We start from the raw sequence: 14,528 nt of genomic DNA, 5'->3' as shown, positions 1-14,528 counted from the left end.
CCCGTGACCGACACGGTCGCCGCCCAGCCACGCGCCCGCGGGTCGATCTCGCGGCGAATGATCCTGATCGCCTTCGCGTGGATTTCCGCGCTGCTGGTCGGCGGCGGGTTCGCGCTCGATCGCGTGCTGGTGGGCGCGGTGACCGGCAATGCCGACGACCAGCTGGAATATGTGCTACAATCGTTATTGGTGTCGGCGGAGATCGACCCGCTGGGCGAGGTGCGGTTCAGCCGCGAGCCGGCCGACCAGCGCTTTCTGGAGCCCTATTCGGGATTGTACTGGCAAGTGTCGTCGCCAGGGCAGGAGGCGTTTCCCTCGCGCTCGCTATGGGACCGCGAGCTGGCCTATGGCGCGCCGCATACCGATCGCGGCGTGCACACTTACGACAGCACGCAATTTCGTGACGAGAAGCTGCGCGTGGTCGAGCGCGACGTGACGCTGCCGGGATCGAAGATCCGCTGGCGGTTTCAGGTGGCGAGCAGCCGCGAGTCGCTGGACGCGCAGATCGCGGTGCTGCGCCGCACGCTGGTGCGCAGCTTCGTGCTGCTGGGGCTGGGGCTGATTATCCTCGCGGCGTTGCAGACGTTCTACGGATTGCTGCCGTTGCGCCGCCTGCGCCTGGAGATTGCGAAGATGCGCGCCGGGCGTTCGGACCGGATCAGCGGGGCGATGCCGCTGGAATTGCTGCCGATGGTCGAGGAACTGAACGGACTGGTCGCGCATAACGAGACGCAGGCCGAGGAAGCGCGGCGGCACGCCGGCAATCTGGCGCACGCGTTGAAGACGCCGCTGACCGTCATCATGAACGCCGCCACCGCGCACGCCGACGATCTGGCCGACACGGTGATCCGCGAGGCGCGGACGATGCGGCGGCAGGTCGACCATCATCTGGCGCGCGCACGCGCGGTGGGGCGGCGCGGCTCCGCGCACAGTCGCGCCGACGTATGGCCGAGCGTCGAGTCGGTCGAGCGTGCGGTGCAGCGGCTGTACCAGCATGTGCGCATCGACATGTCGGGGCCGAAGGATCTGGTGGCGCATATCGAGCGGCAGGATCTGGACGAGATCATGGGCAATCTGGTCGAGAACGCCGCCAAATACGGCGGGGGCAGCGTGTTCGTGACGGTCGGCGCGCAGGCCGGCTTCGTCGAGATACTGGTCGAGGACGACGGGCTGGGCATACCGGAGGCGGACCGCATCCGCATCTTCGACCGCGGCGTGCGGCTGGATACCGGCAAGCCCGGCACCGGACTGGGGCTGGCGATCGTGCGCGACGTGGCGGAAATCTACGACGGGACGGTCACGCTGGAAGAAAGCGAGGATCTGGGCGGATTGCTGGTGCGGCTGCGGCTGCCGATGGCGGGGTGAGGCGGCTTCCTTCCCGGGCCGGATCGACATTCAGCCTTTTACGGGTGCCGGATCGCTCCCCATTCCAGCTTCGCGAAGCAATACAGCGTTCCGCGCGACGCGCTGGACTCTTTGGCCGCGCGCGCAACGACGGCGCTTGCGGGGCGATACGGCTGAATGTCGGTCGGCCCTGGTCGTAACAAGCGAGACTATGCAGCGTAGCGGGCGGCGGTTTCGCGGATCAGCGCGATCATGTTGGGAATGCCCTGCGTCCGGTTGGAACTGAGCTGCGCCTTGAGGTTGAAGGCGGAGAGTTCGCGCTCGATATCGGTGGAGAGGATCTCGCCGGGGGTGCGGTCCTGGACGGTGAGCAGCACCAGCGCGATGATCCCCTTGGTGATGTGGGCGTTGCTATCGGCCAGGAAATGCAGCCGGCCATCGTCCCGAACCGCGGGGTAGACCCAGACCGAGGCGGAGCAGCCGCGCACCAGCGTCGCATCGGTCTTGAGCGCGTCGGGCATCGGTTCCAGCGCACGGCCGAGATCGACGAGCAGGCGGTAGCGATCGTCGCCTTCGAGAAAGGCATATTCCTCGCGGACATCGTCGAGCGTTGCAGCGGTGTCGGTCATGACGCGCGAGCTACCGTTCCCGCGCCATCGCCGCAACCACGCAAAGTCGTCGCGGAAGCGGGCCGGGACGGCGCGCGGTGCGCCATACCGTTTCCACGCCTCACCGTCACGATGTCGTTCGGATCGTCGGGCGGGGAGCGACCGGCGGCCCGCGAAGTGCGGGTTGCCGTCGGCGTGTCCGCGCGGTCGCTCACAGATCGACGCCGGCGGCGATCGCCTCAAGCTTGCGGATGCGTTCCTTTAGGTCGGCGATCTCGATCCGCGCGCCGGCGCCGGGCACCGGCGGCAATTCGTTGGCGAGGCGCAGTTCCTGGCTTTTCAGCTGGAGCCAGCCGCGCCAGCCGTTGAGCGCGGCGTGGATGGTCATCGCCAGGCCGGCGAGCGTCGCCGCGGCGATGGTCAGATAGACTTGGGGATCGGACATGGCTGCCTTCTCCTTCGACAGGCGGGTCAGCGGTCGCGCAGTTGCTCGATCTGACGTTCCAGATCGGCGCGGCCATGGGTGTCGGTGATGACGCGTTCCAGAACGGCGACGCGTTCCTTCAGCTGGCGGATTTCGTCGTTGTTCGGGCGGCGCGCGTCGGGAAGCGTCGGTTCCTCCGACTGCGCGGCCATGGCGCGCCACTTCTCCTTGCTGACCTTTCCGATCGTGACGATCATCACGATCAGGACCACCATTATCGCTACGGACCACGGCACGTTACTCACTCCCCTTCATCGTCGTTCGGTTCAGTTCAGCGGACGATCGATCATCCGATCGGGCGCATCGCGCAGCGCGTCGATCTGGTCGGCCAGCGCCACGCCCTTGTCGGTGGCGATCCGTTCCAGCACGCGCACCCGTGCTTCGAGCCGTTCGGTATGCGCCGCATATTGCGCGGCCTTTTCGGCGGTCGCCCGGGTCATGACGTCGGACATCACTTCCTTGTGCTTCAACCAGCGCCGGAACATCTCGGCCGTGATCCCCAGGATCACCGGCAATCCGACCACGATCATGAAAAAGCACAGGATGAACAGCATCTTGTCGGTCATGACATCGGCTCCTGATTAACGGTCGCGCAGCGCCTCGATCTCACGGGCGGTACGCTCCGCGGGATCGGTGGCGATCCGCTCCAGTACCGCGATCCGCTCCTCCAGGCGGCCGACCTGTGCGGTCAACCGCTCGTTCTCGCCCGTCAGCAGCCGCAGGTTGCGGCCGGCATCGGGATCGCTGCGTTCGATGTTGCGACCCCAGTCGTCGCTGATCGAATAGCCGTGGCGGGCACGGATGAGATTGTTGAGCACCCAGCCGGTCATCGCGATCATCACGAAGGCCAGTGCGAACCACGGTCCATGCATCGATCTTCTCCCTTTCCGACGCGACTAGCGCAGGCTCTCGATCTCGTTGGCGAGCGACGAGTTGCGGCTGGTGTAATGTAGTTCGATATCGGCGAGGCGGCGGTCCAGGTCGCGGAACTTGGCGCGCACTTCGGCGGTCGAGCGGGTAGGGTTGGCGCGCACGCCCTGCCAGAACTTCTGGTCGGCGCGGTCCTGGTACAGGTTGAGCGGCTTCGGCTCGGCCATCCAGGCGATCAGCCAGTAAGCGATGAGCGTCCATGGGAACCCGCCGGCCAGCGTCAGCAGGATCATCGCGATGCGGACCCACATGACCTCGATGCCGGTGTAGTCGGCGATCCCCGAGCACACGCCCTTCCACTTGGCGTTCTGACGATCGAGGTAGAATTTGGTGCGGCTGTCGGACATCAGTTCCTCCGCTGCGAAGAAGGCTGGTCGAGGCGATAGTCGGGCGTCGAGCGATAGTCGGCGACACCCGGGCGGAAATCGGGATTGTCGGCGGCGACGATCCGCTCGACGGTGGTGACGCGATCCTCCAGCCGGCGGGCGAGATTGTACATCTCGTCGAGCAACTGCTCGTCCTCGCCGGTCATCTTGGGGGCGGTCTTCCACTTGGTGACATAGTGGAGGATCAGCCACGGCAAGCCGATCATGAATGCCAGAATGGCGATGACGCCCGTCAAGTCCATATCAACCCTCCTTGTTCAGGCGCTTCTTCAGCGCGGCCAGCTCGGCGTCGACCTTGTCGTTCGACCGCAGCTCGTTGAATTCGTCTTCCAGCGTCTTGGCGGTGAGGCCCATCGCCTCGGCCCGGCCCTCCGCCTCGTCCGCGCGGCGCTCCAGCGTCTCGAAGCGGCTGAAAGCCTCGTGCGTGCGTGGACCGTTCCACATCTCGCGCAGGCGCGCCTTGGTGTTGGCGCTTTCCAGCCGCGTCGCGATCGCATTCTGCTTGGCACGCGCCTCGCGCAGCTTGCTCTGGACCTTGGCGATGTCGTCCTCCGCTGCGCGCAGGGCGGCGTCGAGCGTTCCCACTTCCTCGCTTAGCTGCGCGGCCATTTCGGCGGCCTTGCGGCGTTCGACCAGCGCGGCCTTGGCCAGATCCTCGCGGTCCTTGGACAGCGCCAGTTCGGCCTTTTCGGTCCAGCTGGCCTCAAGCTCGGCGAGCTTGGCGATATGGCGACGCATCTCTTTCTGGTCGGCGATGGTGCGGGCGGCGGAGGCGCGGACCTCGACCAGCGTGTCCTCCATTTCCGCGATGATCATGCGGACCATCTTGGCCGGGTCGTCCGCACGGTCGAGCAACTCGGCCATGTTGGCGGCGACGATGTCGCGGGTGCGGGAGAAAATGCCCATTCGATAGCAACTCCTTGGGTATTCGCGCCGTCATAGCGGATTGGGCGGGGTGCGGGGAGGGTCTGTTCCCGCGCCCCGCCCGCCGCTCACGCAGTCGCGTGAACGGAGGCGAGGGGGGTGGGCAGCGTGGTCGCCGGACCGACTGCGCCCATGACCATGGTCGTGCTGACCAGGATGGTGAGGGCGAGGGCGGCGACCTTGCTGGTGATGGTGTTGGTCATGGTGGATATTCCCTGAAAGCGTTGTTGCACGAAGCATTGCAGGAGCCGTGCCAATTGCAAAATGCGAGGAAATGCGCGGTTTTCGGGCATTCGCGGGCAAACAGGAAAACTTGGCAGTTGCCATCGCTTGGCAATTTGCGCCAATCGTTGGCGCATGAAGCGCAGCACGCAGGTGATCGGTCAATCGGGCGTCTTTCTCGACGCGCTGGAGCGTGCGAGCCGCGCCGCCGGGCTGGATCGCCCGGTGCTGGTGATCGGCGAGCGTGGGACCGGCAAGGAACTGGTCGCCGAACGACTCCATCACCTCAGCCCGCGCTGGGACCAGCCGATGGTGACGATGAACTGCGCCGCGCTGCCCGAGACGCTGATCGAGGCGGAGTTGTTCGGGCACGAAGCGGGTGCGTTCACCGGCGCGACCAAGGCGCGGGTCGGTCGGTTCGAGGAGGCGGACGGGGGCACGCTGTTCCTCGACGAACTCGGCACGCTGTCGATGGGCGCGCAGGAACGGTTGCTACGCGCGGTCGAATATGGCGAGGTGACGCGGATCGGCGCGTCGCGTCCGATCCGGGTCGACGTGCGGATCGTCGCGGCCACCAACGAGCATCTGCCCGACCGGGTCGAGGCGCATACGTTTCGTGCCGACCTGCTCGACCGCTTGTGCTTCGAGGTCGTGACGCTGCCGCCGCTGCGGGCGCGGCGCAGCGACATCCCGGTGCTGGCCGACTTCTTCGGCCGGCGCATGGCCGCGGAACTGGGCCGCGACGAATGGATGGGCTTCACCCCCGAGATGCAGGAGGCGATGCGCGAACATCGCTGGCCCGGCAACGTGCGCGAATTGCGCAACGTCGTCGAGCGCGCGGTGTATCGATGGGAGCGGCCGGGCGCGATCGGCGCGATCGAGTTCGATCCGTTCGCCTCCCCCTACCGCCCGGCGGGATCGAACGGGAAGCGGCCCGAGGCGGCGGCGACACCGGCAGCGTCCCCGACATCCGCGTCCACGCCGGTGCCGGCGGACGGCGCCGACGAGGAAGTGGCGGCGTGCGAGGTCGGGCCGTCCGATTTCAAGAGCCGGGTGGCGCTGTTCGAGCGCGACCTGCTGACCCGCTCGCTGGCGGAGCATCGCTTCAACCAGCGCGCGACGGCGGAGGCGCTGGGGCTGAGCTACGACCAGCTGCGCCACGCGCTGCGCCGCCACGACCTAATCGGAGCGGTTGCGTAACGAGCGCGCGGGAGCCATTTGGAGGCCATCGCGTTGCGCACGCGAACCCCAAGGAGGATTTATGGCTTTCGAACTGCCGCCGCTGCCTTACGCCTATGACGCGCTGGAGCCGGTCATCTCCAAGGAGACGATGACCTTCCACCACGACAAGCACCACGCCGCCTATACCAACAAGCTGAACGAAGGCGTCGCCGCCGATTCGTCGCTGGAGGGGCTGTCGATCGAGGAGATCCTGGCGCGCGTGTCGTCGCTGCCACCGCTGATCCGCAACAATGGCGGCGGGTTCTGGAACCACGATTTCTTCTGGAAGATCATGGGGCCGAAGGGATCGACCCAGCCGTCGGGCAAGCTGGCCGAGGCGATCGACGCTTACGGCGGACTCGACAAGCTGAAGGAGGATTTCAACGGCAAGGGCGCGGGGCAGTTCGGCTCGGGCTGGGCATGGGTGATCGCCGACCAGTCGGGCGTGCTGAAGGTGACCTCGACGCCGAACCAGGACAATCCCCTGATGGACGACGCCAAGGAGAAAGGCACGCCGATCCTGGGCAACGACGTGTGGGAACACGCCTATTACCTCACCTACATGAACGATCGCCCGGGCTACCTGAAGGCGTGGTGGGACGTGGTGAACTGGGACGAGGCCGGACGCCGGTACGAGGCCGCGGCCGCCTGATCCTGCTGCGGGCCGGCGCGGTGCCGGCCCGCGTGACGTCCCGCGATGTGGCCTCTGCGCATGGCGGATGCGAAACGGGGAAGGTTCGGGCGACCGGACCTTCCCCTTTTCGCGTCCGCCATCGGAGCCGGGCCAACGATGAAAATTGCATTTGCAATGATACAACGTCACCGTCATGAGCCCTGACGCGTAAGCGACGGCGGTGACCGCCGTCGCTCGCGAAAAAGGGAATATGATCGTGCGTTATCCGTTTCGTGCCGCCGCGCTGGTCGCCGGCCTTCCGCTCGCGTTCGCGCTCGGCGTCGCGCCGGCCCATGCGTTGCCCGACGACGAGCCACCCGCTGTCGAAAACGAGGAGGTCACGGTCCACGGCGTGCGCCAGCCGTATCGCGGCAATTTCACGATGCGCGAAATCCCGCAGGCGATCGCCACCATCGATGCCGGCACCTTGCGGGAAAACGGCCTGCTGCGGCTGACCGATGCGCTGGACCTGAATGCGTCGGTCGTGCGGCAGAACACGCTGGGCGGGCTGTGGGACAGTTTCGCGGTGCGCGGCTTCGTCGGCGACGAGAACCTGCCGAGCGGCTACCTCGTCAACGGGTTCAATGCCGGACGCGGTTTCAGCGGACAGCGCGACGTGGCGGGAATCGAGCGTGTCGAGGTGCTGAAGGGGCCGGCGGCGGCGGTGCTGGGCCGCGGCGAACCGGGCGGTTCGATCAATCTGGTAACCAAGCAGGCGCAGTTCGGGCGCACGTTCGGCACCGCGGGCGTGCAATATCGCAGCTTCGACACGGTGCGTGCTGAGGGCGACGCGAACGTGGCGCTGACCGGCAATCTGACCGCGCGGCTGATCGGCTATGCCGAAAAAGGCGACACGTTCCGCGATACCGTGTCGCAACGCCGCTGGGGCTTTCTGCCGTCCGTCGGACTGGCGATTGGCGCAGGCACGCGCTTGATCTACGACATGGAATGGACGCGCGTGGCGGTGCCGTTCGATCGCGGTATCGTGGTGCTGAACGGCAACTTCCGAACCGTGCCCCGCGATCGCTTTCTGGGCGAACCGGGGGACGGCGACACGGTGGCCCGCACATTCGGCCATCAGTTGCGCCTGCAGCACGAATTGGGCAGCGGGTGGACACTGCTGGTCGGGGCGAGCCACCGCAACACGCGGCTGACCGGCGCATCCTCTGACGCGGAAACCGCCACCGCGCGCCAGAAGCTCTTCATCGACGGGCGCACGCTGTCGCGGCAGCGCCGGACGCGGCGCTATACCTCCGGGCACAGCGTGCTGCGCGCCGAAGTGGCGGGTGAGTTCACGACGGGCGCGTTGCGGCACCGCGTGCTGATCGGCGGCGACGTGGATTATTTCGACACCGACCAGTTCTTCACGCGCTTTCGCGGGCCGGCCGTAAACGCGACGACCACCGATCGGCAGGGCTATGTGCTGGATCTCCTGAACCCGGTCTACGGTCGCTGGCCGGTGCCGGCGGGGGTGCCGATCACCAATCGGCTCGACGTGCAGCGCACCGCCGGAGCGTATGTGCAGGACCAGATCAGCGTGACCGACCGGTTGCAGGTCCGCATCGGCGGGCGGTACGACGACTTCCTGCTGCGGGTGGGCGACCGGTTGACGGGCGTGGCCGGGCGACGTCAGCGCGCGCGGTTCAGCCCGCAAGCCGGCATCGTCTACGAAGTGAGCGATCCGCTGTCGCTATATGCCGCCTATGGGCAGGGGTATCGCGCCAACATCGGCGCGGATGCGCGCGGCGCGGTGTTCGAGCCGGAGACGAGCACGTCGATCGAAGCGGGCGTGAAGCTGTCGACGCTGGGCGGGCGATTGTCTGGCACGCTGTCGGTGTACCAGTTGCAGAAGTCGAACGTGCTGGCGACCGATACGCTCAACCCCGGCTTTTCCGTGGCGATCGGCAAGGCGCGCAGCCGCGGGGTGGAACTGGACGTAACCGGGCAATTGCCGCGCGGCTTCGAAGTGCTGGTGAGTTATGCCTATACCGATGCGGAGGCGCGGTCGCAGGTGCGCGATCCCGCCTTCTCGTTCCAGATCCTGCCGGGCGATCCGCTCATCAACATTCCGCGTCACAATGTGAACGTCCAGCTGGCGCGGCACATGACGATCGGCGACCGCGGTGCGCTGCTCGGCGCGGGCGTTCAGCATGTCGGGGAGCGGAACGGTCAGACCGGCACCACCTTCGCCTTGCCGGCGCACACGTTGGCGCGCGTGTTCGGCGAGGTGGACCTGACACCGGAAACCACGCTGTTCGCATCCGTCGCCAATCTGTTCGACGCGCATTGGTATGCCAACAGCTATTCGCCGCAATGGGTGCAGCCGGGCGCGCCGCGCACCGCGACGATCGGGGTGCGCGCGCGCTTCTGATGCGGGTGCGCGACGCGGCGGCAACCATGCGGCGGTGAAATCATTGTCAACCCAGGCCCATGTCGGCGCCGGGGAGTTCGCATGGTCACGCCCATCGTCGCGCCGCGGCGCATCCACCCGGTGCACGGATTGCTGCTCGCCTTTCCGGTCGCGCTGTTCCCGACTGCGCTGGCTGCGGATGCGACGTATCTGGGCAGCGCGGAGATGCAATGGTCGAACATGGCGTCCTGGGCGATCACCGGCGCTTTGCTGATCGGAGCGCCGGCGCTGGCATGGGCGGTTCTCGACGCGGTGCGGCGGCGTGCGGCATGGCCTTACCCGGTGCTGTTGGGAGTGGCGTGGCTGGCGGGGCTGGTCAACGCCTTTCATCATAGCCGCGACGCCTGGGCCTCGGTCGAGGTCGGCGGGTTGCTGCTGTCGCTTGTCTCGGCCGTCGCGGTGCTGGCAGCGGGATGGTTCGCGTTCGGGGCGCGAACGACCGCACCGGTGACGGAGGTGACGCGATGATCCGCCTGGCTGCAACGGTGGCCCCGGTCGCGCTGCTGGCGGCGTGCGGCAGCCAGCCGCAAGACGTGCGCCAGACCGGACCGGACCCGCAGCTGCCGGCGCAGCAACAGTCGCTGGTGCCGTCGATGAAGATCGCCAGTCCGGTGGCATGGGGCGATGCGAAGCCGACCGTGCCGGCGGGTTACAGCATCGTCGCGCTCGCCACCGACCTGAAGGTGCCGCGCCAGATGCTGGTGCTGCCCAATGGCGACTTGCTGGTGGCGGAGGGCAAGGGCGGCGGCGACGCCCCGGCGATGCGCCCGAAGGATGTGATCGCGGGCTATATCCAGGGTCTGGGCACCACCAAGGTGAAGGGTGGCAACCGCATCACCCTGCTACGCGATGCCGATGGCGACGGACGGCCGGAATTGCGCACCACCTTCATCGACAAACTCGACGCGCCTTATGGCATGGCGATGATCGGCAACGAATTGTACGTGGCCGAGCAGGGCGCGCTGAAGCGCTTCACCTACACGCCGGGTGCGACCAGCATCGCGACGCCCGGGTGGGAAGTGACGAGGTTGCCGTCGCGGATCAACCATCACTGGACCAAGTCGCTGGTGGCGAGCGCCGATGGATCGAAGCTGTACGTCGGCATCGGATCGAACAGCAATGTCGGCGAGCGCGGCCTGGAGGTGGAGCAGGACCGCGCGGTGGTATGGGAGATCGACCCCGCGACGGGTGCGCACCGCGCGATCGCGACCGGCATCCGCAATCCGACCGCGCTGGCGATCGAGCCGACCACCAACGCGCTGTGGAGCGTGGTCAACGAGCGTGACGAACTGGGGCCGCGGCTGGTGCCGGATTACCTGACGCAGGTGCGCGACGGTGCCTTCTATGGCTGGCCGTACAGTTACTGGGGTCGGAACGTCGACGCGCGCGCGCACCCGCAGCGCCCCGATCTGGTCGCGAAGGCGGTCGCGCCCGATTATGCGCTCGGCTCGCATGTCGCCGCGCTGGGGCTGTCGTTCGTGTCGAGTGGCGGCTGGGACGGGCCATTCGGCGAAGGTGCGTTCGTCGGGGAGCATGGCAGCTGGAATCGCAAGGATCTCGCCGGGTACAAGGTCGCGTGGGTGCCATTCTCGGGCGGGCGGCCGGCGGGGCAGCCGCGCGATGTGGTGACCGGGTTCATCGGCCCCGACGGCAAGGCGCGCGGGCGGCCGGTCGGCGTGCTGTACGATGCCCCGCGCCGCGCGTTGTTCGTCGCCGACGACTTGTCGAACACGGTATGGCGGGTGACCCCGACCGCGACGACGGTCGCCGCCGCGCGGAGCGCCCGTCCGGGTGGGTGACCGCGCCGTGATCGCGATCGGGCATCAGCCTTCGGGCGGCACCGGCGGCGGCTCGTCGCCGAGCGTCAGTCCGTGGCGCATCAGCATCGGCACGTTGGCGATCGCGAACAGCATGGTGAACGGGATCACGATCCACACCTTGTAGATCGCCCACAGATCCCAGCCGCGCTGCGGACCGATCGCCACCGCCGCGCCGCGCCACACCGCCTCGTTCAGCACCGCCATGATCGCGAAGAACCATACCCAGTTCAGCGTCAGTCGTCGCCACCCGCTTTCGCGCAGGCCGGGATAGCTGCTGCCCATCAATTGCTGGAGCAGCGGGCGCCCGGTGGCGAGCCCGAAGCCGAGCGTGGCGGCGAGCAGCGCATAGACGATCGTCGGCTTGGTCTGGATGAAGCGCGGGTCGCGAAAGTACATCGTCAACCCGCCGAACACGATCACCAGCCCGGCGGAGATCAGCAGCATCGCAGGCACGCGCCCCAGCTTCAGCCGGGCGATGACCAGCGCGACGATGCTGGCGATCACGAACACGGTGGTCGCCAGGATCACGCGCGCCATCAGCAGCGCCTCGACCTGCTTCATGCCCGACAGCATCGGCGTGAATTGCGCGACGATGCCGCGCGCCACCTCTGCCGGGATCAGGAAGTTGGCGACGAAGAACAATGCGAGCGGGCCGTAATCGACCAGCGCGCGGACGCCGCCGTGGCCCGGCTTCGGACCAGCCGTCATGTCGTCGTTCATCGTTGCTTGCCCCCTTCGATGCCGGCGATGATCCGGCTGACTTCGCGCGCGTCGAACGGGCGCAGATCGTCCATCTGTTCACCCACCCCGATCGCGTGGATCGGCAAGCCGTACCGTTCCGCCGCCGCCACCAGCACGCCGCCGCGCGCGGTGCCGTCCAGCTTGGTCATGACGAGGCCGGTGACCCCGGCGACCTCCTTGAACACCTCGATCTGGCTCAGCGCGTTCTGGCCGGTGGTGGCATCGAGCACCAGCAGCACGTCGTGCGGGGAGGCGGGGTTCAGGCGGCCCAGCACGCGGCGGATCTTGGCCAGTTCGTCCATCAGCTCGCGCTTGTTCTGCAGCCGCCCGGCGGTGTCGACGATCAGCACGTCGGTGCCGATCGCCGTCGCCTGCTTCACCGCGTCCCACACGATCCCTGCGGCATCGCCGCCCTCGGGACCGGTGACGATCGGTACGCCGATCCGCTCCGCCCAGGTCCGCAGCTGGCCGATCGCGGCGGCGCGGAAGGTGTCGCCCGCCGCGAGCATCACGGCATAATCCTGTTCGAGGAACAGATGCGCCAGCTTCGCGATGGTCGTCGTCTTGCCCGATCCGTTGACGCCGATCACCAGGATCACCTGCGGCCGCGGGAAGGCGTCGATGGCGATCGGCTTCGCGACCTCCCGAAGAACGTTTTCCACCTCTTCGGCGACGACCAGGCGAATGCCCAGCTCCTCCATGTTGCGCTCGAACGTCCCCTCCGCCAGCCGGCCGCGCACCTTGGCGGCCGTGGCGGGGCCGAGGTCGGAGGCGATCAGTGCCTCCTCCACCTCGTCCAGCGTCGCCTCGTCCAGGCGTGCGCCGCCCAGTCCGGCCAGGTTGCCGACCAGCCGGTCGGAGGTGCGGCGGAAGCCGCCCAGCAGCTTGTCATGCCAGCTCGTGCTCATGCGATGGTTCCGGTGAGATGGTCGGCGGCGGCGGCGGTGACGGTCACCGCGACGATGCTGCCGATGGGACAGGGGGAGGCGAGGCGAACCTCCGTGAAATCGGGGGCGTGGCCGCGGTCGCCGGGGCGCTCGACCAGCACCTGTTGCACGCTGCCGACGTGCGCGGTGAGACGGCGTTCGAGCCGTGCCGCAGCGGTGGCCCGCAGCCGCGCCGCGCGCGCGCGCGCCACCGCAGGGGCGACCTGCGGCATTCGCGCGGCGGGGGTGCCGGCGCGTGGCGAGTAAGGGAAGACGTGTGCGTGGGTGATATCGCCCTCTTCGATCAGCGCGAGCGTGTTGGCGAACATCGCCTCGTCCTCGGTCGGGAATCCGGCGATCAGGTCCGCGCCGATCGCGATGTCGCGCGCCGCGCGCAGCCGTTCGATCACGCGCAGCACGTCGCCGCGCGCATGACGACGCCGCATCCGCTTCAGGATCAGGTCGTCGCCCGCCTGTACCGACAGATGGACATGCGGCATCACCCGCGCCTCCTGTGTCAGCAGCGCGAGCAGATGGTCGTCGATCGCGGCGGGATCGAGCGAGGACAGCCGCACGCGCGCCAGCCCGGGCACCTGCGCCAGCAACCGTTCGACCAGCACCGCGAGACCCGCGCCGCGATCGTCGTAGCTGGCGAGATCGACGCCGCTCAGCACCACTTCACGCTGTCCGCCCTCGACCAGCGCGGCGATGCGCGGCACCACCTCCGCCACCGGATCGGCGCGGTTGCGGCCACGCCCCTGCGGAATCGCGCAGAAGGTGCAGTGATGGTCGCAGCCGTTCTGCACCCCGACGAAGGCTCGCGTCTGTGGCACCGGCCGCGGCGCATTGGGCCGGCCGCCCCAGGTCGCCGGCAGCAGCTTGGCGGCGTTGGCGACGATGCGGTCGACCTCCGGCATCGCCGCGAAGCCCGCGCGGTCCATCTCCGCGGCGCAGCCGGTGACGATCAGTTCGGCATCCGGGCGCGCGCGGCGCAGGCGGCGGATCGCGACCCGCGTGTCCTTCATCGCCTGATTGGTGACGCCGCAACCGTTCACCACCACCTGCCCACGCCCCGCCATCTGGCGGATCGCGGCGCTTTCGGCGATATTGAGGCGGCAGCCGAGCGTCACGACCTCTGGCTGATGGGAAAACGACATGGGGCGCGATCTAGTTATGACCGAGGGTGAAGTCGACTCCGCCGCGCGAGACGTGCTCGACTTCTGGTTCGGGCTGACCACTGCGCAGCAGTTTGCGAAGGACGTCGCGCTGGACCGGCAGATCGACGCGCGCTTCGCCGGGCTGCGCGAACGCGTGCTGGCGACGCGCGCGGCGGCGTGGCGCGGGCATGCGCGGCACCTGTTGGCGGCGGTGATCCTGCTCGACCAATTCTCGCGCAACCTGCTGCGTGGGCAGGCGGCGGCGTTCGCGGCCGACCCGCTGGCGCGCGAGTTGACCGAGTTCGCCATCGCGCAGGGCTGGGACCGCTCGCTGCCGGCGGCGGAGCGGGTGTTCCTGTACATGCCGCTGATGCACGCCGAAGACGCGGAGGGGCAGGCGCGTAGCGTAGCGATGTTCGAGGCGCTGGGCATCGAGGAAAACCTGACGTTCGCACGCGACCATGCGGCGGTGCTGGCAAGGTTCGGCCGTTTTCCGTCGCGCAATGCCGCGCTGGGTCGTGAGACGACCGAGGAGGAGCGGGCCTATCTGCAGGCGGGCGGCGGGTGGTAGGCACCGCGCGACCGATCCGTGGCATCGTGTCGCTGCGATGGCCGGCCGGGGCGGAACCGGCTTGCCTCGTCCCGCACATTCCGCTATCCGCCGCGCCAGTTCCGTTGTGAA

General features: G+C 68.0%; 19 protein-coding genes. 7 read left to right on the top strand and 12 right to left on the bottom strand.

Translation table 11 applies throughout. The annotated features are described in order from the left end of the window. Nucleotides 1-57 precede the first annotated feature (57 nt). Entirely contained in the window at nt 58-1,365 is a 1,308-nt protein-coding gene (locus ASE95_RS01415) for a sensor histidine kinase (RefSeq protein WP_056630438.1), read from the top strand. 188 nt (nt 1,366-1,553) lie between these two features. On the opposite strand, the gene ASE95_RS01410 is transcribed toward ASE95_RS01415, so the two are convergent. The 9 genes from ASE95_RS01410 to ASE95_RS17495 all read right to left on the bottom strand — a co-directional run bounded on the left by ASE95_RS01410 (nt 1,554) and on the right by ASE95_RS17495 (nt 5,047). Beyond that, on the bottom strand, nt 1,554-1,973 hold the full coding sequence (locus tag ASE95_RS01410) for a SufE family protein (protein WP_056630435.1): 420 nt from the start codon (nt 1,971-1,973) through the stop codon (nt 1,554-1,556). Between the two features lie 190 nt (nt 1,974-2,163). After that, nucleotides 2,164-2,397, bottom strand: coding sequence for a hypothetical protein (locus ASE95_RS01405; protein ID WP_056630433.1), 234 nt, complete (start codon nt 2,395-2,397; stop codon nt 2,164-2,166). 26 nt (nt 2,398-2,423) lie between these two features. Beyond that, nucleotides 2,424-2,672, bottom strand: a complete 249-nt coding sequence (locus ASE95_RS01400) for a hypothetical protein (RefSeq protein WP_156347840.1) — start codon at nt 2,670-2,672, stop codon at nt 2,424-2,426. Nucleotides 2,673-2,702: 30 nt separating this feature from the next. Continuing rightward, on the bottom strand, nt 2,703-3,002 hold the full coding sequence (locus ASE95_RS01395) for a hypothetical protein (RefSeq protein WP_235528120.1): 300 nt from the start codon (nt 3,000-3,002) through the stop codon (nt 2,703-2,705). 15 nt (nt 3,003-3,017) lie between these two features. Further along, entirely contained in the window at nt 3,018-3,308 is a 291-nt protein-coding gene (locus tag ASE95_RS01390) for a hypothetical protein (RefSeq protein ID WP_056630427.1), read from the bottom strand. Nucleotides 3,309-3,332: 24 nt separating this feature from the next. Next, nucleotides 3,333-3,713 (bottom strand): envelope stress response membrane protein PspC, encoded by a 381-nt coding sequence (gene pspC, locus ASE95_RS01385; protein ID WP_056630424.1) that lies wholly within the window; start codon nt 3,711-3,713, stop codon nt 3,333-3,335. Next, nucleotides 3,713-3,994, bottom strand: a complete 282-nt coding sequence (pspB, locus tag ASE95_RS01380) for an envelope stress response membrane protein PspB (protein WP_056630421.1) — start codon at nt 3,992-3,994, stop codon at nt 3,713-3,715. The genes pspC and pspB overlap by 1 nt, the downstream gene beginning before the upstream one ends. Before the next feature lies 1 nt (nt 3,995). Next, nucleotides 3,996-4,658, bottom strand: coding sequence for a phage shock protein PspA (gene pspA / locus ASE95_RS01375; protein ID WP_056630418.1), 663 nt, complete (start codon nt 4,656-4,658; stop codon nt 3,996-3,998). An 86-nt stretch (nt 4,659-4,744) separates the two neighbouring features. Then, the gene (locus ASE95_RS17495; RefSeq protein ID WP_156347839.1) at nt 4,745-5,047 is read right to left on the bottom strand and encodes a hypothetical protein; all 303 of its coding nucleotides are present in this window, start codon (nt 5,045-5,047) and stop codon (nt 4,745-4,747) included. Here ASE95_RS17495 and pspF point away from each other — a divergent pair. The 5 genes from pspF (at nt 5,034) to ASE95_RS01350 (ending at nt 11,001) form a co-directional block, all read left to right on the top strand. Next, nucleotides 5,034-6,098, top strand: a complete 1,065-nt coding sequence (gene pspF / locus ASE95_RS01370) for a phage shock protein operon transcriptional activator (protein ID WP_056630415.1) — start codon at nt 5,034-5,036, stop codon at nt 6,096-6,098. The two genes, ASE95_RS17495 and pspF, sit on opposite strands and share 14 nt — an antisense overlap. A gap of 61 nt (nt 6,099-6,159) precedes the next feature. Then, entirely contained in the window at nt 6,160-6,771 is a 612-nt protein-coding gene (locus tag ASE95_RS01365) for a superoxide dismutase (RefSeq protein ID WP_056630412.1), read from the top strand. Nucleotides 6,772-7,003: 232 nt separating this feature from the next. Continuing rightward, nucleotides 7,004-9,163 carry a TonB-dependent siderophore receptor gene (locus tag ASE95_RS01360; RefSeq protein WP_082449431.1) on the top strand — a complete coding sequence of 720 codons (2,160 nt, stop codon included), beginning with the start codon at nt 7,004-7,006 and terminating at the stop codon, nt 9,161-9,163. Nucleotides 9,164-9,244: 81 nt separating this feature from the next. After that, nucleotides 9,245-9,670: a DUF2231 domain-containing protein gene (locus tag ASE95_RS01355; RefSeq protein WP_056630408.1), complete on the top strand. Its 426-nt coding sequence runs from the start codon at nt 9,245-9,247 to the stop codon at nt 9,668-9,670. Next, nucleotides 9,667-11,001, top strand: coding sequence for a PQQ-dependent sugar dehydrogenase (locus tag ASE95_RS01350; protein ID WP_056630405.1), 1,335 nt, complete (start codon nt 9,667-9,669; stop codon nt 10,999-11,001). The genes ASE95_RS01355 and ASE95_RS01350 overlap by 4 nt, the downstream gene beginning before the upstream one ends. A gap of 24 nt (nt 11,002-11,025) precedes the next feature. Here ASE95_RS01350 and ASE95_RS01345 read toward each other — a convergent pair whose 3' ends face one another. Genes ASE95_RS01345 through ASE95_RS01335 form a run of 3 tightly spaced genes read right to left on the bottom strand, consistent with a single transcriptional unit; the run spans nt 11,026 to nt 13,846 of the window. Then, the gene (locus tag ASE95_RS01345) at nt 11,026-11,742 is read right to left on the bottom strand and encodes an inner membrane-spanning protein YciB (protein WP_235528119.1); all 717 of its coding nucleotides are present in this window, start codon (nt 11,740-11,742) and stop codon (nt 11,026-11,028) included. Then, nucleotides 11,739-12,671, bottom strand: a complete 933-nt coding sequence (ftsY, locus tag ASE95_RS01340; RefSeq protein ID WP_056630402.1) for a signal recognition particle-docking protein FtsY — start codon at nt 12,669-12,671, stop codon at nt 11,739-11,741. Before ftsY ends, ASE95_RS01345 begins: the two co-directional genes overlap by 4 nt. Further along, on the bottom strand, nt 12,668-13,846 hold the full coding sequence (locus ASE95_RS01335; protein WP_056630399.1) for a MiaB/RimO family radical SAM methylthiotransferase: 1,179 nt from the start codon (nt 13,844-13,846) through the stop codon (nt 12,668-12,670). Before ASE95_RS01335 ends, ftsY begins: the two co-directional genes overlap by 4 nt. Between ASE95_RS01335 and ASE95_RS01330 the strand changes: the two genes are divergently transcribed. Further along, a complete protein-coding gene (locus ASE95_RS01330) occupies nt 13,845-14,417 on the top strand; it encodes a DUF924 family protein (protein ID WP_082449425.1) in 573 nt (190 codons plus the stop codon). The two genes, ASE95_RS01335 and ASE95_RS01330, sit on opposite strands and share 2 nt — an antisense overlap. The last annotated feature ends 111 nt before the right edge of the window (nt 14,418-14,528 follow it).

The organism is Sphingomonas sp. Leaf231 (genome assembly GCF_001421995.1).
In the GTDB taxonomy this organism is placed as follows: Bacteria; Pseudomonadota; Alphaproteobacteria; order Sphingomonadales; family Sphingomonadaceae; genus Sphingomonas.
Note: the sequence above shows the minus strand (reverse complement) of the source record. Positions and strands in the feature narration are given on the sequence as shown.